General features: G+C 65.7%; 20 protein-coding genes. 5 read left to right on the top strand and 15 right to left on the bottom strand.

The window, feature by feature from the left end:
• Positions 1-152: 152 nt before the first annotated feature.
• The 13 genes from AOT83_RS17440 to AOT83_RS17380 form a co-directional block, all read right to left on the bottom strand.
• Positions 153-1,097 carry an FtsQ-type POTRA domain-containing protein gene (locus AOT83_RS17440; protein ID WP_057964672.1) on the bottom strand — a complete coding sequence of 315 codons (945 nt, stop codon included), beginning with the start codon at positions 1,095-1,097 and terminating at the stop codon, positions 153-155.
• Positions 1,094-2,566: a UDP-N-acetylmuramate--L-alanine ligase gene (murC, locus tag AOT83_RS17435; protein ID WP_030095501.1), complete on the bottom strand. Its 1,473-nt coding sequence runs from the start codon at positions 2,564-2,566 to the stop codon at positions 1,094-1,096. Before murC ends, AOT83_RS17440 begins: the two co-directional genes overlap by 4 nt.
• Complete coding sequence (gene murG, locus AOT83_RS17430; RefSeq protein ID WP_057964753.1) at positions 2,563-3,696, bottom strand: undecaprenyldiphospho-muramoylpentapeptide beta-N-acetylglucosaminyltransferase; 1,134 nt, start codon at positions 3,694-3,696, stop codon at positions 2,563-2,565. The genes murC and murG overlap by 4 nt, the downstream gene beginning before the upstream one ends.
• Before the next feature lie 72 nt (positions 3,697-3,768).
• Positions 3,769-5,346 carry a putative lipid II flippase FtsW gene (ftsW, locus tag AOT83_RS17425; RefSeq protein WP_057964671.1) on the bottom strand — a complete coding sequence of 526 codons (1,578 nt, stop codon included), beginning with the start codon at positions 5,344-5,346 and terminating at the stop codon, positions 3,769-3,771.
• Between the two features lie 11 nt (positions 5,347-5,357).
• Positions 5,358-6,824 (bottom strand): UDP-N-acetylmuramoyl-L-alanine--D-glutamate ligase, encoded by a 1,467-nt coding sequence (murD, locus tag AOT83_RS17420; protein WP_057964670.1) that lies wholly within the window; start codon positions 6,822-6,824, stop codon positions 5,358-5,360.
• A gap of 6 nt (positions 6,825-6,830) precedes the next feature.
• Positions 6,831-7,910 carry a phospho-N-acetylmuramoyl-pentapeptide-transferase gene (gene mraY, locus AOT83_RS17415; protein WP_030095497.1) on the bottom strand — a complete coding sequence of 360 codons (1,080 nt, stop codon included), beginning with the start codon at positions 7,908-7,910 and terminating at the stop codon, positions 6,831-6,833.
• Complete coding sequence (murF, locus tag AOT83_RS17410; protein ID WP_057964669.1) at positions 7,907-9,391, bottom strand: UDP-N-acetylmuramoyl-tripeptide--D-alanyl-D-alanine ligase; 1,485 nt, start codon at positions 9,389-9,391, stop codon at positions 7,907-7,909. The genes mraY and murF overlap by 4 nt, the downstream gene beginning before the upstream one ends.
• Complete coding sequence (locus AOT83_RS17405) at positions 9,384-10,958, bottom strand: UDP-N-acetylmuramoyl-L-alanyl-D-glutamate--2,6-diaminopimelate ligase (RefSeq protein WP_057964668.1); 1,575 nt, start codon at positions 10,956-10,958, stop codon at positions 9,384-9,386. The genes murF and AOT83_RS17405 overlap by 8 nt, the downstream gene beginning before the upstream one ends.
• A gap of 99 nt (positions 10,959-11,057) precedes the next feature.
• Positions 11,058-12,986: a penicillin-binding protein 2 gene (locus tag AOT83_RS17400; RefSeq protein WP_044104426.1), complete on the bottom strand. Its 1,929-nt coding sequence runs from the start codon at positions 12,984-12,986 to the stop codon at positions 11,058-11,060.
• Positions 12,983-13,966 (bottom strand): hypothetical protein, encoded by a 984-nt coding sequence (locus AOT83_RS17395; protein ID WP_030095493.1) that lies wholly within the window; start codon positions 13,964-13,966, stop codon positions 12,983-12,985. The genes AOT83_RS17400 and AOT83_RS17395 overlap by 4 nt, the downstream gene beginning before the upstream one ends.
• Entirely contained in the window at positions 13,963-15,144 is a 1,182-nt protein-coding gene (gene rsmH / locus AOT83_RS17390; protein ID WP_256364558.1) for a 16S rRNA (cytosine(1402)-N(4))-methyltransferase RsmH, read from the bottom strand. Before rsmH ends, AOT83_RS17395 begins: the two co-directional genes overlap by 4 nt.
• Positions 15,131-15,562 (bottom strand): division/cell wall cluster transcriptional repressor MraZ, encoded by a 432-nt coding sequence (gene mraZ / locus AOT83_RS17385; RefSeq protein ID WP_030095491.1) that lies wholly within the window; start codon positions 15,560-15,562, stop codon positions 15,131-15,133. Before mraZ ends, rsmH begins: the two co-directional genes overlap by 14 nt.
• A gap of 361 nt (positions 15,563-15,923) precedes the next feature.
• The gene (locus tag AOT83_RS17380) at positions 15,924-16,331 is read right to left on the bottom strand and encodes a DUF3040 domain-containing protein (protein WP_030095490.1); all 408 of its coding nucleotides are present in this window, start codon (positions 16,329-16,331) and stop codon (positions 15,924-15,926) included.
• Positions 16,332-16,608: 277 nt separating this feature from the next.
• Here AOT83_RS17380 and AOT83_RS17375 point away from each other — a divergent pair, with 277 nt between their 5' ends.
• Entirely contained in the window at positions 16,609-17,271 is a 663-nt protein-coding gene (locus tag AOT83_RS17375; RefSeq protein ID WP_057964666.1) for a GNAT family N-acetyltransferase, read from the top strand.
• Positions 17,268-17,948 (top strand): DUF3153 domain-containing protein, encoded by a 681-nt coding sequence (locus AOT83_RS17370; protein WP_030095488.1) that lies wholly within the window; start codon positions 17,268-17,270, stop codon positions 17,946-17,948. Before AOT83_RS17375 ends, AOT83_RS17370 begins: the two co-directional genes overlap by 4 nt.
• Here AOT83_RS17370 and metF read toward each other — a convergent pair.
• Complete coding sequence (gene metF, locus AOT83_RS17365) at positions 17,923-18,903, bottom strand: methylenetetrahydrofolate reductase [NAD(P)H] (RefSeq protein ID WP_057964665.1); 981 nt, start codon at positions 18,901-18,903, stop codon at positions 17,923-17,925. The genes AOT83_RS17370 and metF overlap by 26 nt on opposite strands.
• Before the next feature lie 126 nt (positions 18,904-19,029).
• On the opposite strand from metF, the gene AOT83_RS17360 reads away from it, so the two are divergent.
• Positions 19,030-20,085 carry a polyprenyl synthetase family protein gene (locus AOT83_RS17360; protein ID WP_165589963.1) on the top strand — a complete coding sequence of 352 codons (1,056 nt, stop codon included), beginning with the start codon at positions 19,030-19,032 and terminating at the stop codon, positions 20,083-20,085.
• A 37-nt stretch (positions 20,086-20,122) separates the two neighbouring features.
• A complete protein-coding gene (locus tag AOT83_RS17355) occupies positions 20,123-21,646 on the top strand; it encodes an alpha-(1->6)-mannopyranosyltransferase A (RefSeq protein ID WP_057964752.1) in 1,524 nt (507 codons plus the stop codon).
• Here AOT83_RS17355 and AOT83_RS17350 read toward each other — a convergent pair.
• Positions 21,643-22,047 carry an Rv2175c family DNA-binding protein gene (locus AOT83_RS17350; protein WP_030095484.1) on the bottom strand — a complete coding sequence of 135 codons (405 nt, stop codon included), beginning with the start codon at positions 22,045-22,047 and terminating at the stop codon, positions 21,643-21,645. The genes AOT83_RS17355 and AOT83_RS17350 overlap by 4 nt on opposite strands.
• A gap of 82 nt (positions 22,048-22,129) precedes the next feature.
• On the opposite strand from AOT83_RS17350, the gene AOT83_RS17345 reads away from it, so the two are divergent.
• Complete coding sequence (locus AOT83_RS17345; protein ID WP_030095483.1) at positions 22,130-22,570, top strand: SRPBCC domain-containing protein; 441 nt, start codon at positions 22,130-22,132, stop codon at positions 22,568-22,570.
• Positions 22,571-22,601 lie beyond the last annotated feature (31 nt).

Below are 22,601 nucleotides of genomic sequence, written 5' to 3'. Positions count from 1 at the left end.
CTCTCAACCTCTACCTCAGGCTTAGAGTTATGTCAGGTTGTCCCGCTGAAACAGAACGGTAGGGGGCGCGGTTAGCCGCGCCCGGGAGGCGCGCCGATGGATCGCTGGATTTTCCCGTGGCTATTTCTGGAAACCGCGAGCAGTCCGGTCACCTACTTGACCGTGGGCAGGTCCGGGCTGGACACGTCGTACATGCGACCGGGCTGGGTAAGCAGGGCCCCCAGCTTTTCCGCCTTCTCCGCGGTGCGGTCGGTGGTCCCCCAGACGATGGTGCGACCGTCGTCGAGAGTGAGCGTGATCGACGACACCGACGGCGCAGCGATCTTGGCGACCTGTCGCGCCAGGTCGGGTGCCAGCGAGGTGAGAACCTGCAGTGCCGCCTTGGTCGTCGGGTCCTGCGGGCCTGGAGCCACCACGTCCAGCACCGGGATGCCAGGCGGCGGCGGTTCGTTGGCGAAGTCCACCCCGTCGCGGTCGATGAGGTGCGTCCCGTCGCCGCCCGCCCACGCCGCAACCGGGACCCGTTCGACGATGGTGACGCGCAAGGTGGACGGGTACTCGCATTGCACACGCGCGCTGGCCACCCGGCGGATGCTGGCCACCCGGTCCGCGGCGGCGGCGGTATCGATCTGCAGCAGCCGCGTGCCCTTGGCGATGTTCAGTTCTCGAAGGACGTCCTCTTGGGTGACCACCCCGGTGCCGGTCACCACGGTCTGGCGCACGGACATCAGGGGCGTGAAGTACAGGATCGCCCCCAGCCCCACCGCGATCACGGTGAGCAGCACCGCGAGCAGCAGGGTGTGCAAACCCTGAACCTTCCCGCGTCCCGCGCTCTTGCCCTGATCTACCTGCTTGCCCTTGGCGGCCGCCTTCGCCTCACGCCGCGCCTGTTCCAGGGCGATGGCGCGCCGCTGTGCGTCGCGGCGCTCCATCCGCTCGCGCCGGGCCCGCATCCGCGGCCCCTCGGCGGACTCGTCGGCGCCCGCCTGCTCGGCACTGGCATCCTCGTCGATCGCCTCGGCAGCGGAATCCCCGACCTCGTCAGACACTGGAGCGGACTCCGCCGCCTCCTCGGAAGTCTTGTCCGGCTCGCTCATTGACCGTTCCTCGGGGGCGGCCAGTCATTGGCACGCGCACGCAACGCGCGCACGATCTCCTTGCCCTGCAGCGTGACATCGCCCGCACCCATCGTGATCACCAGGTCCCCCGGCGCCGTGGCCGCGGCGACATGCGCAGCCACCGTCGACAGATCGGGCAGGTAATGCACCGGCACCCCGGAGATCTGCTCGACGATCAACGCACCGCTGACACCCGGCAGCGGTGCTTCGCGCGCGCCGTAGACATCGAGCACGAACACCAGATCGGCCACACTGAGCGCCTCGGCGAACTCTGTTGCGAAAGATGCTGTGCGGGAGTACAAATGGGGCTGAAAGACGACGACGGAGCGTCCAAATCCCTGTTGCGCGACGATCCCGGAAACCGCCTGCAGCACCGTGCGGACCTCGGTGGGATGGTGCGCATAGTCATCAAAGACCCGGACGCTCTCGACCTGACCGACCAATTCGAATCGGCGGCGCACACCTTCAAATCCGGCCAGCCCATCGAGCACATCCTCGACAGAGGCCCCGATCTCGGCGGCCGCCACCACAGCGGCCAGCGCGTTCAGGGCCATGTGCCGACCCGGCACCGACAGTCGCATGGTGCGCGAGGTCTTCTCGCCCGCCAGCTGGATCTGCGCGAACGCTCCGGTGTCCTTGAACTGCCAATCACGCAGCCACCCGGCCACCGGGACACCCGCGGCGTCGGCCTGTTCGGCGCTGCCGTAGCCACGTACTCGTAGGCCGCGCTCGTGGGCCCGGCGTGCCAACGCCGCGGACCCCGGATCATCCAGACACACCACCAAGACCCCTTCGGGACCTAAAGTTTCGGTGAATTCGTCGAATACCGCGGTATAGGCCTCGACACTGCCGAAGTGATCGAGATGGTCTGCCTCGATGTTGGTCACGACGATGAGATCCGGCCGGTACTGCAGCAGCGAACCATCACTTTCGTCGGCCTCGGCCACGAACACGTCCCCACTGCCGTGGTGGGCGTTGGTGCCGGCCTCGTTGAGTTCACCACCGACCGCGAACGATGGGTCGTATCCGCAATGCTGCAGCGCCACAATGAGCATGGAGGTGGTGCTGGTCTTGCCATGTGTTCCGGTCACCATGAGGGTGCGGTATCCGGCCATCAGGTCCGCGAGCACAACCGGGCGCAGCAGGACCGGTATTCCACGCCGATGAGCTTCCACCAGTTCAGGATTCGTCTTGGGAATGGCCGCGTGGGTGGTGACCACCACGGTGGGACCGCCCGGCAGCAGATCCAAGGCGTCGCCGTCGTGGCCGATATTGACCAGGGCACCGCGGGTACGCAGCGCGAGCACGCCACGAGATTCCTTGGCATCGGAGCCCGAAACCTGCGCTCCCCTGTCCAGCAGGATCCTGGCGATCCCCGACATTCCGGCACCGCCTATGCCGACCATGTGCACGCGGCGCAGATGCTCCGGGAGTGGGCCGATGTTCATCGCGATGCACTCCGTCCCTGAGATCGCTGCTGTCGTGCGACTTCGAGCGCCACCTGAGCCACCTGCCGTGCGGCGTCCGGATGTCCCGACAGCGCGGCGGCCGACGTCATCTCGGCAAGCTTGCCGGAATCGGAGGCGATTTCGATCACCATGTGTGCCAATGTCTCCGGAGTGAGGTCACGGTCGGCGACGATCACACCACCTCCGGCCTCGACGACCGGCAGCGCGTTGAGCCGCTGTTCGCCGTTGCCGATGGGCAGGGGCACGTAGATGGCGGGCAACCCGACCGCCGAGACCTCGGCGACGGTCATCGCGCCGGATCGGCACACGGCGATATCGGCCGCGGCGTAGGCCAGGTCCATGCGGTCCAGGTATGGCAGAGCCACATATTTGGGGGCACCCGGAACATCCCGCGGACCGCCCTGTGGCAGCTCGATCGTATTCTTCGGCCCGTGTGCATGCAGCACCGAAACACCGGCAGCGGCAAGGTCATTGGCTGCGGCCGAGACGGCATTGTTCAGGGACACCGCGCCCTGGGACCCGCCGAATACCAAGAGCACGAGAGCATCGTCGTCGAATCCGTAGTGAGCACGCGCCTCCTGCCGCAATGCGGTGCGATCCAGCGCTGTGATCGATCCACGAACCGGCACCCCGACCACCTCGGCATGGCGCAGTCCCGAATCCGAGACGGCCGACAGCACGCGCTGCGCGCTGCGCGCCCCGACCCGATTGGCAAGGCCGGCACGTGCGTTGGCCTCGTGAATAACCACCGGAACACGAGGACGGCGCAGCGGTCCTCGACGAGCCGCCAGATAGGCGGGCAGCGCCACGTAACCCCCGAAACCGATGACCACGTCCGCTCCGACGTTGTCGAACACCGCCCGGGTCTGCCGCACTGCCCGGCGCACCCGCAACGGCAGCCGCACGAGGTCACCGGTGAGGCGGCGCGGGAGCGGCACCGGCACGATCAGTTCCAGGTCGTACCCACGGTCGGGCACCAGCCGCGTCTCCAGGCCACGCTCGGTACCCAATGCGGTGATCCGCACCGACGGGTCGATCTCACGCAGTGCGTCGGCAACCGCCATGGCGGGTTCGACGTGTCCCGCGGTACCGCCGCCGGCCAGTACCACCGAAAGCGGCCGAAGTTCGTCACTCACTCCGGGAGCATCCTTTCGGTCTGGCGGCAATCACATGTTCAGCAGCTATCGATGGCTTCGGGCCCGTGAACTCCCGGCCCGGGATTGCTCACGGGACCGGCCGCTCGCGCGCGCGCCCGAGGCCCTGCGCACCTGCTGTACCTGCCTATGATGCCCTGCGTCGCTATCGGTACGTGCACGTGGCTTGCGCTTGCCCCCCTGCGCCGATTCTTGCTGCCATGTGCGCTCGGGCCGCCGATCGGCAGTCTCGGCGCCTCGTCCGGCCGACTTGGCGCGCAGTCGATCGCGTGCGGTGTCGATGCGCGGCGCCACATACGGCTCCGGCGCCGGGAGCCGCAGCAGCCTGTTCATCCGGTCACCCGAACCCGCACGCAGTGCGGCGACGGCCTCGGGTTCGTGGCGCGCCGCGTTAGCGATCAGACCGATCATGAAAAGGGCTGTGGCCGTGGCAGTACCACCCGAAGAAATCAGCGGCAGCTGGATACCGGTCACCGGCAGTAGGCCGATCACGTATCCGATGTTGATGAAGGACTGACCGATGACCCACATACCGGCGGTGGCGGTCAGCATCCGCAGGAACGGATCGGCACTGCGTTTGGCGATGCGCATGGCGGTGTATGCAAAGACGCCGAACAGCGCCAGCACCCCCATGCAGCCGACAAATCCGAGTTCCTCGCCGATGATCGCGAAGATGAAGTCGTTGTGGGCGTTGGGCAGGTAGTGCCATTTCGCCGAACCCTGCCCCAGACCCTGGCCGAAGAAACCACCCTGGGCCAGCGCGAATCGAGCCTGACGCGACTGATAACCGGTGGCCTGCGGGTCCGCCGACGGATCCAGCCACGCCTTGACCCGATCAGAGCGGTACCCGGCGGAGACGGCAAGGATTGCCGCGGCCAGTACGGCGGCGATCACCGAACTGAGGAACACCTTCAGCGGCAGCCCGGCATACCAGAGCAGCGCCAGCAAGATGATGCTCATGGACACCGTCTGCCCCAGGTCGGGCTGAATGACGATGAGCACGAGGGCGATGAGCGCGGCCGGCACCAACGGAACCAGCATCTCGCGCAGCGAGGCCTTCTCCATGCGGCGCGAAGCCAACAGGTGCGCACCCCAGATCGCGAAGGCGATCTTGGTGAGCTCCGAAGGTTGCATCGACATGCCGCCGTAGACGAACCAGCCACGAGAACCGTTGGAGTACGTGCCGATTCCGGGCACCAGCACCAAGGTGATCAAGACGATGGTGAAGACGAATGCCGGGAACGAGTACTTGCGCATCACCCGGATCGGCGTGCGCAGCGCGATGTAGAAACCGACCAGACCCACGCAGACCCAGAGCACCTGCTTGCCGAACACCGCCCACGCAGACCCGTCCACGTCATAGGACTCAACGCCCGAAGCGGACAACACCATGATGAGGCCCAGTGTGGTCAACAGCGCGGCCGTCGCGATGATCAGGTGAAACGAGGTCATCGGCCGGTTCAGCCAGGCACCCAAACGAGTCCGGGCCACCAACCCAGCGGTCTTCGCGTCGGACGATTTCTTGGCAGGCTTGGCCGCCGTCTTCGCCGCAGCGCGGTTCTCGGAGCGGAAAAACCTGGTGAACGGAGCGGTCAGGGTCGACACGGCGCTATTACCTAACCGGTAAGTGCGCGCACCGCCGCGGCGAATCGATCGCCACGCTCGGAGTACCCGCTGAATTGGTCGAAGGATGCGCCGGCCGGAGCCAGCAGCACGGTGTCGCCAGGCAGGGCCACAGCGCTGGCGTGCCGGACGGCCGCGGCCATGACCCGGGTACCCAGATCAGCGCCACCCCCATCCGCCTCATCAGTCACATAGACCACATTTGCCTCTTGCACCCCAGCATCCTCGCGCGTCACAACCGCAACAACGGGTACATCCGGCGCGTGTCGCGCCAAAGCCTCAGCAATCACACCCCGATCGGTGCCGATCAGCACAACCGCACCGAGCCGGTCGGCACATTCGCGCACCAGATCATCGACCGCCGCTCCCTTGAGCAACCCCCCGGCAATCCAGATGACGCGCCGATAGGCCGCGATGGACGCCGCGGCAGCGTGCGGATTGGTGGCCTTCGAGTCGTCCACGTACGAAACATCGTGTCGCTGCGCCACCAGCTCGGCACGGTGCCGCCCCACCTGGAATGCCTCCAGCGCCCTCGCAACAGCCTCCGCGGGCGTACCCACCGCACGCGCCAGCGCGGCGGCCGCCAGCGCGTTGAGCACACCGATCGGACCCGCGACCGGAAGCTTGGCCACCTCGATCAGGGGTACATCCGGCCCGAACGCCCGGTCCACCAGCAGGCCGTCACGCACTCCGAGCTCCCCGGCCCCGGGTTCACCGGTGCGGAACCCGGCCTTGATCGGTGCCGCCGCGCCGTAAAGCAGTCCGGCCGCCACCCCGTCATCGAGACCGACGACGGCGACCTCGCCGTCGAGCACTCGCGCCTTGTCCCGGGTGTAGGCGTCCATTCCCCCGTGCCAGTCCAAGTGATCCTCGGCCACGTTGAGCACCACGCCGGCGGTCGGCCGCACCGAGGGCGCCCAGTGCAACTGGAAGCTCGACAGCTCGACGGCCAGGTAGTCGACATCGCGATCCAGCACGTTCAGCACCGGGTCGCCGATGTTCCCGCACAGCGCACTGGTGCGGCCCGCGGCCGTCAGCATGTCGTGGACCATGGCGGTGGTGGTGGTCTTTCCGTTGGTTCCGGTCACCACCAGCCATCGCTTGGGCGGCCCAAACCGGCCGGAAACATCCAGACGCCATGCCAATTCGACATCACCCCAGATGGGCAGCCCGGCATGCACCGCGGCCAGCACGATCGGCGAGGAAGGACCGAAGCCGGGACTGACGATCACCAGATCCTGATCGGCCATGTGGTGCTGCGCCTCGGCGGTGGTGAGCGCCCCGCGCCCCGCATCGCGATGGCCCCGCAGGGCGTCCTCATTGTCGTCGCAGACGGTAATGCGCAGGTCGAGGTCGGCCAGCCCCGTCAACGCCGCGACCACGGCATCGCCTGTGACACGCGCGCCGCAAACCAGAACCCTTGCTCGGCTGGGCAGTTCGTCCATCTCAGAAACGGTCATCGCCGGTTAGTCACCGATCGTGGCGAGCCACTCGCCGTAGAACAACGCCAGACCGAGACCGCAGGCAATCGCGGTCAACAGCCAGAACCGGATGATGACTGTCGTTTCCGCCCAACCCAATAGCTCGAAATGATGGTGGAACGGCGCCATCCGGAACACCCTGCGGCCGGTGGTACGGAACGCGGCGATCTGCAGGACCACCGACACGATCTCGGCGACGAACAGTGCTCCCAGCACCACCGCGAGCAGCTCGGTTCGGGTGGTCACCGACAGGCCGGCGATGATGCCGCCAAGAGCCAGCGATCCGGTGTCCCCCATAAAAATCTTGGCGGGTGCGGCGTTCCACCACAGGAACCCGATACATGCACCCGCCGTCGCCGCGGCGATCACGGCAAGGTCCAGCGGGTCGCGCACGTTGTAGCACGCCACACCGGGATGCGTGGAGCAGGCGTTGCGGTACTGCCAGAAGGTCACGATGACATAGGCGCCGGTCACCATGGCCATGCATCCGCCGGCCAGCCCATCCAGTCCGTCGGTGAAGTTGACCGCGTTCGACCACGACATCACCAGGATCACGCAGAAGAGCACGAAGATCACGGCGGGCATCGCCACGGTGGCGATCTCACGCACGTAGGACAGCTGCGCACTACCAGGCGTCAACCCGTCCGTATTGCGGAACTGCAGCACCAGCACGCCGAACACCAAGGCCGACAGGATCTGACCGACCGTCTTGGAGGTCTTGTTGAGGCCGAGATTGCGCGCCTTGCGAATCTTGATGAAGTCGTCGATGAAACCGACACCACCGAGCATGGTGGCCAGCGCAAGCACCAACAGCCCAGAGGCCGAGGGGCCATCGGATCCGAACGCAATACCGATCAGATGAGATCCGAAGTACCCGGCCCACATACCCGCCAGGATCGCGACGCCGCCCATCGAGGGAGTGCCACGCTTCTTCTGATGATGTTGCGGTCCGTCGTCCCGGATCTCCTGACCGAAGCCCTGCCGCGAGAACACCCGGATAAGCACCGGGGTCAGCATGATGGAAACCAGGATCGCGATCCCGGCCGCGATGATGATCTGCCTCATGCGTCACCCACCTTCAGCAGCTCATCGGCCACGACCCACAGCCCGGCCGACCGCGACGCCTTGACCAGCACCACGTCACCGGCCGCCAGCTCGTCGGCCAGCAGTGTGGCGGCTGCCGCAGGATCGTCCACCAGCACCGCCTCGGACCCCCACGACCCCTCCATCACTGCACCCGCATGCATTGCCCGCTGCGACCTCCCGGTTCCGACGACTACCAATCGACTGACATCTAAGCGCACGGCGGCCCGTCCGATGCGGTCATGCTCGGATATCGCATCGGGCCCCAGCTCGGCCATCTCGCCCAGCACCGCCCAGCTGCGACGGGGCTGCGCACCGTGACGAGCCATCGACACCAGGGCCTTGAGCCCGGCCATCATCGAATCCGGGTTGGCGTTGTACGCGTCGTTGATGACCGTCACCCCGTCATCTCGGGTGCTGACCTCCATGCGGCGCCGCGAGACCGGACCAGCCCCCGCGAGCGCTTCGGCAACCTGTGCCAGCGTGGCGCCGCATTCCCGCGCGACCGCGGCGGCCGCGAGTGCGTTGCTCACCTGATGCTCGCCGTGGACAGCCAATTGAACCGGTACGGCCTCGTCACCGGCATGCAGGGTGAAGCGGGCACGCGCCAGGTCGTCGACGCTCACGTCTGTCGCCCAGATATCGGCGCTGCCGTGCGCGCTGGTGCGGACCACCCGGGCCCGGGTCTTGGCTGCCATGGCGGCCACCGCCGAGTCGTCAGCATTCAGCACCGCCACACCATCACTGGAAAGTGATTGCGGCAGTTCACCCTTGGTGTCGGCAATGGCCTGTCGCGAACCGAACTCACCCAGGTGTGCCGTACCGACGTTGAGCACCACACCGATTGACGGCGGCGCGATGGCGGCCAGGTCCGCGATGTTTCCGGGGCGTCGAGCCGACAGCTCCAACACCAGAAACCTGGTCGAATCCGTCGCCCGCAGCACGGTCCAGGGATGGCCGAGCTCGTTGTTGAAGGATCCGGGTGGCGCCACCACCTCACCGAGCGGCTCGAGCACCGCGGCGATGAGGTCCTTTGTCGACGTCTTGCCCGACGACCCGGTGACACCCACGATGCGCAGCCCCCGCCACGAGAGCCGGCGGGCCACCTCGGCCGCCAGCGCTGCGGTGGCGGCCAGCACCGCGGCACCCGACCCATCCGAATCATGTTCCAGCGCAGATACTTCGGTACGCGCTATGCCAGTCGGCGGCACCACGATGGCGGGCACACCCACCGGCCTGGCGGCCAGCACGACCACGGCACCCGCCGCGATCGCACCCTCGGCATGATCGTGACCATCGACCCGGGCACCCGGCAGCGCCAAGAACAGTCCACCGGGCCCCACCTGGCGTGAATCGAATTCGACGGTGCCCGTGACGGTGGTATGCAGGGCTTCCTCGGCACTGATTCCGTCGAGACGTCCACCGACGATCTCCGCGATCTCGGCGACAGTCATCTCAATCATTCAGACTCCCGAGTCCTTTCGAGCTTTCCAGCCCTTCCAGCGCGACACGAAGCTCCACCCGGTCATCGAACGGGACCGAAACCGCGCCGACGCGCTGCCCGCTCTCGTGCCCCTTGCCCGCGATCAGGACGGTATCCCCCGGGTGCGCCCACCGTGCGGCGAAGCCGATAGCGGCACGCCGGTCGCCGATCTCGATCACTTCGGCAGCTGAACCAGTTGTGCCGGAGACGATTTCCGCGCGAATGGCGGATGGTTCCTCATCGCGCGGGTTGTCATCGGTAACCACCACGAGATCGGCCAGCTCGGCTGCCACCTGCCCCATATCTGCACGCTTGCCACGGTCTCGGTTACCGCCCGCGCCGAACACCACCCCCAGCCGTCCGTCTCGATGGCTGCGCAGACTCTCCAGGACGGCGCGCAGTGCGCCCGGTTTGTGGGCATAGTCGACAACAGCGAGAAACGGCTGGCCTGCGACCACCGACTCCATACGTCCGGGCACACCGGCGATCGCGATCCCCGGCGCCGCGGTCACCGCTGCGATCCCGAGCAATTCCAAGATCGCAATGGCCACAATACAATTGGCCACATTGTAGTGACCCGGCAATGCGATACCGAGCTCAACGCTGCCTGCCGGACCATTCGCGGCAAACCGCTGACCGCCGTCGGGGCCGACCTCCACGTCCGAACAGGTCCAGTCCGCGACGGCACCGTCGCCTGAACTCACCGTGACGGTACCGGGACCCGCCGCGCGCGCCAGTTCGGCCATGGCACGCCCGGCGTCATCATCGACACAAATGACCGAGCGCTGCGCCCGCTGCGGCGAATCACGCTGGAACAGCCGGGCCTTCGTCGCGAAGTAATCCTCCATACTGGGATGAAAGTCCAGGTGGTCTCGCGAAAGATTCGTGAACGCCCCCACCGCGAAACGCGTACCGTCCACACGGTTGAGCGCCAGCGCATGACTGGAAACCTCCATGACCACGGTGTCCACGCCACGCTGCACCATCTCGGCCAACAGCTCCTGCAGAGCGGGCGCCTCGGGTGTGGTTAGGGCGCTGGGGACATCCTCGCCGTCGATGCGTACCCCGACTGTGCCGATGAGACCGACCCGCTTGCCCGCCGCCCGTAGCCCTGCCTCGACCAGATAGGTGGTCGTGGTCTTCCCGGAGGTTCCGGTGACGCCGACCACCTGCAGCTGGCGGGAAGGCTCCCCGTAGACCTTCGCCGCAAGCGCACCGAGCACCGCGCGGGGAACCGGGTGGACCAATACCGCGATATCCGAGAAATCCGGGCTCTGCTCGGCCAGCAGCTGTGCCCCGGCGGCATCCGTCAGCACGGCAGTAGCTCCCGCAGCGATCGCCTCGGACGCGAACTGTGCGCCATGGGCGCTACTACCGGGCAGCGCCGCGAAGAGGTCACCCGCCCGCGCGTCCTGGGCTCGCAGCGTGACGCCGGTGACGGTCGCGGCACTGGGCCCACGCAGTTCCGCCGAAATCAATGAGGCGAGGTCGGAGACCGGCTGCGGGCGCGTTGAGGGAAGGAACCGGTGGGTTCCGGATGCCGCCACCTGCGATCACCTCCTGCCGTTCTTCTGCTGCCCATGGCCTCCGGGCGTCAAACGACAGTACCGGGCGAGCAGTCGTCCCCTCATCGGATGAGGACCGGCTCAGGTCGCCTGCAAGATCAACGGTGGTCCGGGATCGGGTGACAACGGCACGTTTTGGCGCCGCATCAACCACGACGCGATGTTGTGGAACAGCGGGGCCGCAGTCATGTGCGGCGATCCGTCGGACCCGCGTTTCGGCGCGTTCATCTCGATACCGATGACGTACCGGGGATCATCGGTGGTGGCGATGCCGGCGAAGGTGATCCAGTAGACGTCGTCGAAGTAGCACCCGCAGGCCGGGTTGATCTGCTGGGCGGTGCCGGTCTTGCCGCTCAGCTGATAGCCCTCGACAGCGCCGGACGCGCCGGTGCCGTTCTGGATCTGACGCGCATCCGGTTGCAGCACCGCGCGCAGCATGTTCCGCACGGTGCGCGCGGTTCCGGCGTTGACCACCTGTACCGGCTCGGGGCGTGGCTCTTCCTTACGGGTGCCATCAGGTGCGGTGATGCTCTTGACGATGCGCGGCGGCATCCGCACTCCGTCGTTGGCGATCGCCTGATACATACCCGTCATCTGCAGCAGCGTCATCGACAAGCCCTGACCGATCGGGAGGTTCGAGAAGGTGCTGCCCGACCACTGCTCGATCGGCGGCACGATGCCCGAGCTTTCGCCGGGCAGGCCGACGCCCGTGCGCTGGCCCAGACCGAACTTGTCCACCAGATCCATGAACCGTTCCGGGCCGACCCGCTGGGCCAGCATCAGCGTGCCCACGTTGGACGATTTCCCAAAGACACCGGTAGTGGTAAACGGCACTGTTCCGTGTGGCCACGCATCCCGCACGGTGACGCCACCCATGTTGATAGAACCCGGAACCTGCAAGACCTCATCGGGATTGGACAGATCGTTCTCGATCACCGCCGAGGCGGTGATGACCTTGTTGACCGATCCGGGCTCGAACGGTGAAGACACCGACAGATTGCCCATCTCGCGGTTGCCCTGCTTACCGAGGTTTTGCGACGGATCAAAGGTGTTGTCGTTGGCCATGGCCAGGACCTCACCGGTCTTGGAATCAAGTACGACCGCCGACACCGTCCGCGCCTCGGACAGGTCCTTGGCCTGCTGAACCTGCTGCTGCACGTAGAACTGGATGTCGTTGTCCAATGTGAGCTCGACGGTGGATCCGTTGACGGCATTGTGGCGGTCCCGATAACTGCCGGGAATCACCGCGCCATCGGAGCCGCGGTCGTAGGTTTGGGAACCGTCCTTACCGGCCAGCGCGCTGTCCAGCGAATCCTCAAGCCCGAGAAGGCCATACCCCTCCCAGTCGATGCTGCCCACAATATTGGCGGCCAGCGATCCGCCGGGATACTGGCGAATGTCCTGCCGCTCGGCGCCCACCTCGGGGAATTCTTTGACGATCTCGGCGGCGATCGCCGGGTCTACCGAACGCGCCAGGTACGCGAAGGTGTCGTCGCTGCGGATCTTCTTCAGCAGGCTCTTGGCATCGGGCTTGTTTCCGAGCTTGGCCGACACTCCGGCAGCGATATCCTGCAGCCGCCGTTCCGGATCGACCGCCCGTGTTTTCGCCGCCGCGGCCTTAACGGCGTCGCTCTTCCCGGGGTCCTGGAGGATTTTCAGGCTTTCCTCCCACGACTTCTTGAGCTGCTCACGAATCTTCTTCGGCTGGAAGGTGAGAGCACGAGCCTCGATGGTGAAAGCCAGTTTGTTGCCCACGCGGTCAACGATGGTGCCACGCAACGCCTTCTCGGTCTCGGTGACCTTCAGCTGTCCCGAGGCCTCGGCACGCAGACCCGCCGCGCGCGGTCCCTGCAGAGTGAACAACTGAAGGGCGACGACGGCCAACGTCAGAAAAATGATGATGTTGCCCGTGCGATGACGGAAAGCGAATCCAGCGGTCCGCGACACGGCAGACGCCGGACGCCGGACACGGCGAGCGCCGACCGGCCGGGAGCGATCCTGCCGGTTCACGCCGTCGGGTGGGGACTCGTTGTTGCCACGGGATTGAATTGTTCCCCGGTAACTGGAGAATTCGCGATATTTGATGCTTGCGGCGCGTCGGCCACTGGGGGCGGTATCACGGCGGCGGGGTCCGGTGCGGCGACCACAGGAGCGGGCATGACCGGAGCCGGCGGCGCCAAGACAGGTTCCTGCCCCGCAGGAGCTTCCACTACAGGCGCGGGTACCGCGGCCGGCGGGGGCATGTGGGGCACCACAGCCACCGGAGGCGGTACGGGTGGCAGCTGTACGGGGACCTCGACCGAGTTACCGGCCTTAGGAACGGCATCGGCATCGTCGGGGATCACGGAGTTCAGCGGTGCCGGCGCAACACCCTCAGCTGGTTTCGGGGCGCCCACCAGCAGCCAATTGCCCTGCGGGTCCCGTACCAGATGCGCGATATCACGCGATGGGATCATGCCGAGGTCGCGCGCCGAATCCGCCAGCGCCGGCGCCGATTCCGCACGTAGCACATCGCGCTCGAGGGCTTCCTTGCGTTGCAGCAGCTGCTCGTTGGTGCGCCGCTGAGTGCCCAGCTGATAGGAGCGTTCCGCGGCGTCGGTCGAGAGCCACAATGTGATGGCCAAGCCGACACCCAGGGCACCGATAACCAACACAACAAACGGCACCTTGGCGATCCACACATGCGGCCGCAGGTCCACCTCGGAGAGGCGGGTAAGGATCCGTTCGCGTAGCGGTATCCGAATGACTTTGGGCGCTTTGGCCTTACGGGCCTTCGCGCGAGCCTTCGCCTGTTGTGTGCTGGTCGCCGGGCGGATCTTCTCGGGAGCCTTGCGCTGCACCGGGATCGGCATGGTCTGCGGGGCGGAACGGCGCGGACGCGGCGACGGGCCGGCGCCGACCGACTTGGGAGCGGCACCACGACGTTTAGCGGGCTTGGCGGGATTGCTCTTCTTGGGGGACTCGCCGGCTTTCTTGCGCACCCCAATCATGCGCTCCTCCTGTCCGCAACTCGTTCGATTGCCCGCAACCGCACTGGCGCGCTCCGTGGATTGACTTCTATTTCCGCCTCGTCGGCCCGCTCGGCACCGCGGGTGATCGCCGCGAACTCCGGCGCGTCACCGGGCAGCTCGACCGGTAGGTCGATCGGTGACCGAGATGCGATGGCGGCCGCAAATTCCGCCTTGACGATCTTGTCCTCCAGCGACTGATACGCCATGACCGCGATACGACCACCCGGACGCAGCGCTGCCATGGCGGTAGGTATCGCGGCCGCAAGGGATTCGAGCTCGGCGTTGACTGCGATCCGCAGTGCCTGGAAGGTTCTTTTCGCCGGATGACCCCCGGTACGACGGGTGGCCGCTGGGATGGTGTCGTACAGCAGCTCAACCAACTGCGCACTGTGCGTAAAGGGTTGGGCGGCGCGGCGCCGGACGACCTCGTCTGCAATTCGCCGCGCGAAGCGTTCCTCGCCAAATCTACTGAGCACCCTGGACAATTCGGGTGCCGTATAGGTGTTCAAGATGTCGGCGGCGGTCAGCTCGTCGTGCGAATTCATCCGCATGTCCAACGGGGCGTCGACCGAATAGGCGAAACCACGATCGGCCTGATCGAGCTGCATGGATGACACGCCCAGATCGAAGAGCACTGCGTCAACTGAAGATGTTGCGCGGTAACCCAACCCGTCAAGCGCGTCCGCCAGACCGTCGTAGCGGGTATGCACTCCGGTGAATCGCTTCCCGAAGGCCTCCAGCCGCTTCCGGGCGATCTCAAGGGCATTGGTATCACGATCGAGGCCGATCACCGTCAGGCCCGGCAGCACGGAGAGAAAGTGCTCGGTGTGCCCGCCGGCGCCCAGAGTGGCATCGATCAGCACCGCACCCGCCCCATCCGCGGACCTGGCGGTCAGCGCCGGAGCGAGCAGCTCATAGCAGCGGCCGAGCATGACCGGAACATGGCCGAATCCAGCCCCGGAGCCAGCCGGAAAATCGTTGTCAGACACGGCGGTACCCCTCCGGGAGCGGAAAACGCCCCAATGGGAGCGCTGGTAGGTGCGAGGAGCCCGCGCAGCCCGGTCCCTGCCCGATGGTGCGAACCTGGCGTCGGGGAAGTACGCCAGGGCCGTATCGGACAGAGGCCGCGCTTCGCGGGCTCGCTCAGAAGATGCCATTGAGGGATTCATCGCTGGCCGCCGAGAAGTTCTCTTCGTGTTCCTCCAGGTACTGCTGCCACTTCGCAGCATCCCAAATCTCTAGGTAGTCAACGGATCCGATGACAACGCAGTCCTTGGACAAATCCGCGTATCGCCGGTGATCGGCGGACAGGGTGATGCGCCCCTGCGCATCTGGATGCTGTTCGTCGGTGGCCGCCGCCAGGTTGCGCAGAAAGGCACGGGCCTCAGGGTTGCTCCGAGAAGCCGTGGCGGCCTTACGGGCCAGCTGCTCGAACTCGGCCCGCGGGTAGACGGCGAGGCTGTGGTCCTGGCTTTTGGTAACCATCAACCCTCCCGCTAGCGCGTCCCGAAACTTGGCGGGCAATGTGAGTCGCCCCTTGTCGTCGAGCTTGGGCGTGTAGGTACCGAGAAACACCTCGACACCTCCCTGCCCGGAACCCTTCGGAGCTACCCTTCCCTCCGATAGGCGCCACTTTACCCCACAATCCCCCACTTTGAATCTGATTTGCCGCGTGTCTCCCCACCATGCGCCCACCAGAAGGTCGACGAATGGCTTCGGCTTGCCGTTTCCCCAGGTCAAACCCGTGGGGGCGAGTGGGGCACCGGCATCCGGACGAGTTGATAACGATTTGGCCTGCACGGGCGAACAGGCTTGCGAGCGATCACCCCATGGCGAGTCGTCCCAGAGTGGGACTGCTCAGGCAGCAACGCATACAGCAACAGACCCGCGCCGACTGCGCGGGTCTGTGAGTCCGGACTGCTTTAGATGAGGTTTGTCAGTTGTCGAAGCGGCGGCGGAACCGCTCTTCCATGCGCTGCGCGAACGATCCGGCAGCGCGGGGGCGACGGGTGCGGCCGCTGGATGCGCCCGGTCCCCCTTGCCCGGCGGCACTCGCCTCGGAGCGCCGGCTTCCGATGATCGCGAAAACCGCGGCCCCGAACATGACGACGAATCCGATCACGCTCAGGACCGGGAAGTTTCCGATCTGAGTAGCGGGCACGGCGACACCGATCACCAACATCGCCAAGCCGATGCAGAAGAGCGCCGCACCCTGCAGACGGCGGCGACCGGAGGTCGCGCCCAGGCGTCCTCCGCGCACGCTCGACGCAAACTTGGGGTCCTCCGCGTACAGCGCGCTCTCGATCTGGTCGAGCATGCGCTGCTCGTGCTCGGAGAGTGGCATCGGTCCCTCCCTCTGGCGCATCGCAACCGGTTGAGTATGTCGTGTCGTTTTATCAAGGGTGCCGCGGTTACAACACCCTCACGTTCATAATACGAGGTGAATACCCGCTATACCACCCGGTTCACCCACCAATCTCCCAGCCACACCGACCGGGCAACCGACACGGCGCGGCGCGCCGACGGACTCGGCGAAAACAGAGACAACGCCCAGGAATGGGCAGAGCGTGATAAACCCGGCGGTACACCCGAAGCCCATATAGAAACCAAAAGGACGCACGTTGACGACCTTCCTGGCCGACTTGTCGCAACGCGATATGCAGCGCAGGCTCAGCGAAGCACTTCGTGTCTACGTCATCGCCATGGGCTATCCGCATGGCACCGAGGACCAGCGTGCTCCGATGTGGCTCGAACACAGCCGCAGACGGGGCTGGCAGGCGGCCGCGATCTTTGATTCTCCGGTCGACCCATCCTCTGACAGCGCCGGATCCATCCAGGATCACATGGACCAGGCACGCATCGTCGGGATCGCCTATGGCTACCGCGGTGCCGCCGACCAGTGGTGGCACCAACAGGTCAGCCAGGGACTACGCAAGTCCGGGGTGCCCCGCGACCACATCAGCGCCCTGCTCGATCAGTATTTCGAACTGACGGAATTGCACGTCGACCCAGGACTCCAGGGCCACGGCTTCGGTGAGGCGTTGGCGCGGCGGCTGCTGGCCGGTCGCTCCGAATCGCATGTGCTGCTGTCGACCCCCGAGATCACCGGCGAGTCCAACCGGGCGTGGCGGTTGTACCGCCGACTCGGGTTCACCGATGTCATCCGGCAACACCAGTTCGCGGGAGACCCCCGACGATTCGCAGTGCTTGGCCGGGCTTTGCCGCTGGAACCCGGATATCGACAGGCCGACGTGACCGCCGTCTGGCACGATGAGCCGCGATGACTAGCCCTGGGCGTGCGGCGCGTATTGCCGCAGTGCTGTTGTTGACGACGTTGCCGCTGCTGTCGGGATGCGTGCGCGTCAAGGCCTCGATGACCGTCACCACCGACGATCACGTCTCGGGGCAACTGATCGCTGTCGCCAAACCGCAAGGTAAAGACGACAAGGGCCCTCAGCTCGAACGCAACATGTCCTTCGCCCAGAAGGTTCAGGTCAGCGAGTACGAAGAGAACGGCATGGTGGGGTCGCGCGCCATCTTCAACGATCTGACGTTCGCCGAAGTCCCCCAGTTGGCCGGGATGAACAAGAACGCCGCCGGATTCGATCTCACCCTGCGCCGCAACGGCGATGTGGTGGTACTGGAAGGTCGTGCCGATCTCACCGCACTGGAAGACACCTCAGATGCCGATGTGTCGCTGGCCATTTCGTTTCCCGGCGATATCGAATCCACCAACGGGGAGATGCTCGGCTCCGACGCCGTGCAGTGGAAACTCACTCCCGGCGTGGTCAGCACGTTCACCGCGACCTCCCGCTACACCGACCCCAGCACCCGCTCCTTCAACGGAGCCGCGATCTTCATAACGATTTCCGCCCTGCTAATCGGTGCCCTGGTGGCGTCCCTGGCCTGGCTGGACCGCGACCAGTCCCCTCGGTTTACGCCCGACCAGTTCCCGGAGTAACCCGCACTCCGAGGTTCTCCAGCACCTCGGACGTGGCCCGCGCGAAGTTCAGGGTCATGAAGTGCAGGCACGGAACACCCTCGGCGACCAGCCGCGCTGCCATCGACGTGGCGACCTCGACACCGACCTTGCGGACCTCGTCGCGGTCCTCTTCGGGTCCGTCCCCGGCTGCACGCAAGAGCTGTTCTTCCAGCGCAGCGGGCAGCGTGGACGAGGAGAGCTCCACCTGCCGGCGCACCGACCGCAGCGACGTAATGGGCATCAGCCCGGGAACGATCGGCTTGGCGCCCTGTTCGGGGTCGGCGGCCACCACCCGATCGCGTAGCCGCAGGTAGTCGTCGACGTCGAAAAACATCTGGGTGATGGAGTACTCCGCTCCGGCCCGCAGCTTGTTCACCAGATTGGCAGTGTCGCGCTCCAGATCGATCGCCTGCGGATGGCCCTCCGGGAAAGAGGCGACACCCACGTGGAAGTCACCCAGGTCACGAACCAGCCGCACCAATTCCTCGGCATAGGTCAGGCCACCGGGGTGCGGAATCCATTCAGCATTCACATCCCCAGCCGGATCGCCCCGCAGGGCAAGGATATTGGTGATCCCACGGTCCACGTATGCGCCCACCATGGCCCGCAACTCATCGACGGTGTGCCCGACGGCCGTCAGGTGCGCAACCGGCAGCAAGGTGGTGTTCTCGGCCAGCTCACCGGTCACCCGCACCGTGCGATCACGCGTGGAGCCACCCGCTCCATAGGTCACCGAGACGAACACCGGCTGATACCGCTCGAAAACTCTTGCCGCCCGCCACAACCGCGCCTCGGCGGCCTCGTCGCGAGGCGGCATGAACTCCACCGAGAACGCGACATCACCGGGCTGAACCCCGGCCAGTCGATCGGCGATCGACCCCGGATCCTGCAGCTCGGCGACCGATGCGTCATGGTCGAGCGGGTTGGTTGTCACCCGTTCAGGATAGGTGGGATTACTCTAGGTTCACTCTCGGAGACCTGTAGGCATCCGGGACCCACCACCACACCCTGAGAGGACGCACCGCTGAGTGTCAACGTAGCCGCTGCCAACGCCCGGCACCTGACCGACGCGGTAAGCGACCAACTGAGCCAGTTCCTGGCCGAATGCCGTGAGCACACCGCGCATATCGGCCCGAACTATGAGCATGCGATCACAGCCCTCGACCGGTTTGTGCTGCGTGGCGGCAAGCGGCTGCGACCGGCGTTCGCCTACTGGGGCTGGCGAGCGGTCACCGACGACCCCGACCCGTGGAACCCCGAGGTGCTGCGGGTGTGTGCCGCACTGGAACTGCTGCACACCTGCGCGCTCATCCACGACGACGTCATCGACAGCTCCGCCACCCGGCGCGGCGAACCCACCATCCATATCGAATTCGCCGCCCTGCACCGTGAGAACGGCTGGTCCGGCTCCCCCGAACAGTTCGGCATATCTGCGGCGATCCTGCTCGGCGATCTGGCACTCACCTGGGCTGATGACATGGTGGTCGGCGCACAGCTGTCCCCTCAAGCCCATGCGAGGGCCCGAGGTGTGTGGTCGATCCTGCGCAGCGAGGTGCTCGGCGGCCAATATCTGGACATCCTGTCCGAATCCTCGGGCGACGAATCCGTCGAGACCGCCATGCGCGTCATCCGCTTCAAGACCGCCGGTTATACGGTGCAGCGGCCCCTGCAGCTGGGTGTCGCGATCGCGGCCGAGAACCCGGAGACCTCGCGACTTCTCGGTGACGTCGGACTGGATATCGGTGTCGCGTTCCAGCTGCGCGACGATGTGCTCGGGGTATTCGGGGATCCCAAGGTGACCGGGAAACCCGCCGGGGACGACCTGCGTTCCGGAAAGCGCACCGTGCTGCTGGCCGAAGCCCTGCGTCTGGCACGCCTCAACGACAACGCCGCCGAGGACATGCTTCACTCCTGGATCGGCACGCCACTCACCGATCATCAGGTCGCCGAAATGTGTTCACTCATCGTCGACTTGGGTGCACTCGCGGCAGTGGAGTCTCGTATCGAGGAACACACGCACCGCGCGCTGGAGCAGCTGTCCAGCGCCGATATCGCCGATGATGCCCGTGTCGCGCTGTCCGATCTCGTCCGATTGGTGTCCAACCGGAGCGCATGATCACGTGAGCACATCATCAAAGGCGGTGCAGCCTCCCCTGGAACCGAACCCTGAACCGGCACCTGCGGTACTCGATCCGGGTGCCGGGTGGACAGCAGCCTTCCTGAGGTCCCCCGCCGGCCGCGCGGCAGTCACCGGATTCGGTGGCGCCATCCTCATCGCCATCGGCGGACTGGGTGCGGGTAGCACCCGGCAGCACGACCCGCTGCTGGAATCGGTTGGGCTGTCCTGGTTGCGTTTCGGCCACGGGTTGGTGGTGTCCTCGATCTGCATGTGGCTCGGAGTGGTCCTCATGCTGCTGGCGTGGCTCGGGCTGGGCCGCCACGTGATCGCGGGCAAGGTGACCAAAGAGTCCCTCCTGGTCGTCATTCCGTGCTGGCTGCTGCCACTGCTCGCCTCGGTTCCGGTGTTCAGTCGGGATGCCTACTCCTATCTGGCGCAGGGCGCGTTGCTACGCGACGGATTCGATCCCTATCTGGTGGGCCCGGTCGAAAACCCGAACGCGTTGCTAGAGAACGTCAGTCCGATCTGGTCCACCACCACCGCGCCGTATGGACCACTGTTCATCCTCATCGCACGATTTGTCACTCAGATCGTCGGTGATGATGTGGTGGCCGGAACCATGCTGCTGCGCCTGTTCATGCTGCCCGGATTGGCGCTGCTGGTGTGGGCCACCCCTCGAGTCGCCCGCTGCCTTTCGGCCAACGCCAGCAAGGCATTGTGGATCTGTGTGCTCAACCCGCTGGTGATCATCCATCTGATGGGCGGTGTACACAACGAGATGCTGATGGTCGGCCTGATGATGGCAGGCATTGCCCTCGTCCTTGAGCGCCACCATGTTTGGGGCATATCGGTGGTCGCGTTAGCGGTGGCTGTCAAGGCCACCGCGGGTCTTGCGTTGCCTTTCCTGGTGTGGATCTGGATGCGTCGTCTGGTCGAGAACGCCGATGCGGACTCCCCACAGCGCCACCCGGTGACCGCGTTCGCGATGGCATCGGCAGCCTCGGTGTCCGTCGTTGTCGCGGTGTTCGCGCTGTTGTCCTGGATCGCCGGCGTCGGCCTGGGATGGCTGACCGCCCTGGCCGGTTCGGTGAAGATCATCAACTGGCTGACAGTGCCGACCGCCGTCGCCAACATCATCAACGTCGTCGCCGGTCTTTTCGTGACCGTAAATTTCGATGCTCTTCTGGAGATCACCCGCATCATCGGGGTCATGGTGATCGCGGTCAGCCTGCCCGTGGTGTGGTGGCGGCACCGACACAACGATCGCGACGCAATGTTCGGGATCCTGTGGGCCATGGTGATCGTGGTGCTCATGGCACCGGCGGCACTCCCCTGGTACTACACCTGGCCGCTGGCCATCGCAGCGCCGCTGCTGCAATCACGCATCGCGATCGCAGCCATCGCCGGGTTCTCTACCTGGATCATGGTGATCTTCAAACCCGATGGCTCCCACGGCATGTACGTGTGGATACATGTACTGATCGCGGCAACCTGCGCTGCCATCGCCTGGCGGATGATCAACACCGCGCCGGAAGCTCGCGATCCCCGCGAGTACTAGTAGGCCATCGCCTGCGCCCGCCGCAGCACCTCGCGGGCCTGGTGACCATGCAGCGCATCGACCGGGCGGGCCGCCTCGATTCGTTCGGTGGTGCCGTCACGGGTCACAGTGAGCGACTCGTCACCGGTGAACAGCCAACGCATGATTTCGGGCTCGTGATATCCCCCGTCCCGCAGCACCGAGAGCAGCCCGAACAGATGCTTCACCACAGGGCCTTCGGGGCTGAAAAAGATGACGGGAACCTTGATTTCGCCATCGCGTCGCACTGCGATGAGTTCACCGTCGCGCAAGTACTGCTGAACCTTGGAAACCGGTACCCGCAGGCGCGTGGCCACCTCTTTGAGGGAGAACAGCGGCTCGTCGGCGTCGAGAGTGTCGGCAACGTATGGAATGGCGCTCATAACGAATGACGCTAGTCGCCTCGCACGCCACCGTCGCCCAAAAGCGTCCTCCGGGTGTGGTGACGCGCGTAACCTTCGGACCGTGACGAGTTCCGGCGATCCGACATCGGTCACCCACAGCGAGTACTACCCCTACCCCGTCGAGAAGGTCTGGGATGTTCTCGTTTCCCTAGAGCTCACCGCTTCACAGGTGAAAGAGGTCAACGACGCACCCGTCGAGGTCGGCGAGACACGCGTCCTGATCACCCATCCGCAGCCCGCCGTCGGCTTCGATGGCGTGCTGCGGACCACCTACACCAGCGTGGTGCCTCACGAGCACATCGAACAGGTGTTGACCGCCCCGGGAATCGAAGTGACCTCCCGCTGGAACCTGCTCCCGGAGCCCGGCGGCACCCGGCTGCGCGTCACGTACAGCCGGTTCGACCCGGCCATTGCCCTGCACCGTCAATGGCGGACCATGCTGTTCTCGGGCGCCGGGCCGACGCTCAACTCCGTCCGCGAAATGCTCGACAAGCGGCGTTGACGCCAGGGCACTCCCGCATCACTGGATACCA

It is taken from the genome of Mycobacteroides sp. H001 (genome assembly GCF_001440005.1).
GTDB lineage: Bacteria > Actinomycetota > Actinomycetes > Mycobacteriales > Mycobacteriaceae > Mycobacterium > Mycobacterium gwanakae.
This window is presented reverse-complemented; position numbering and strand designations above follow the sequence as displayed.

Excerpts from the sequence above, each read along its gene's own strand:
- murD (WP_057964670.1), bottom strand. The coding sequence starts at position 6,824 with ATGACCGTTTCTGAGATGGACGAACTGCCCAGCCGAGCAAGGGTTCTG.
- mraY (WP_030095497.1), bottom strand. The coding sequence starts at position 7,910 with ATGAGGCAGATCATCATCGCGGCCGGGATCGCGATCCTGGTTTCCATC.
- AOT83_RS17395 (WP_030095493.1), bottom strand. The coding sequence starts at position 13,966 with ATGATTGGGGTGCGCAAGAAAGCCGGCGAGTCCCCCAAGAAGAGCAAT.
- AOT83_RS17370 (WP_030095488.1), top strand. The coding sequence starts at position 17,268 with ATGACTAGCCCTGGGCGTGCGGCGCGTATTGCCGCAGTGCTGTTGTTG.
- rsmH (WP_256364558.1), bottom strand. The coding sequence starts at position 15,144 with ATGGCATCTTCTGAGCGAGCCCGCGAAGCGCGGCCTCTGTCCGATACG.
- AOT83_RS17380 (WP_030095490.1), bottom strand. The coding sequence starts at position 16,331 with ATGCCACTCTCCGAGCACGAGCAGCGCATGCTCGACCAGATCGAGAGC.
- AOT83_RS17440 (WP_057964672.1), bottom strand. The coding sequence starts at position 1,097 with ATGAGCGAGCCGGACAAGACTTCCGAGGAGGCGGCGGAGTCCGCTCCA.
- murF (WP_057964669.1), bottom strand. The coding sequence starts at position 9,391 with ATGATTGAGATGACTGTCGCCGAGATCGCGGAGATCGTCGGTGGACGT.
- AOT83_RS17350 (WP_030095484.1), bottom strand. The coding sequence starts at position 22,047 with ATGAGCGCCATTCCATACGTTGCCGACACTCTCGACGCCGACGAGCCG.
- murC (WP_030095501.1), bottom strand. The coding sequence starts at position 2,566 with ATGAACATCGGCCCACTCCCGGAGCATCTGCGCCGCGTGCACATGGTC.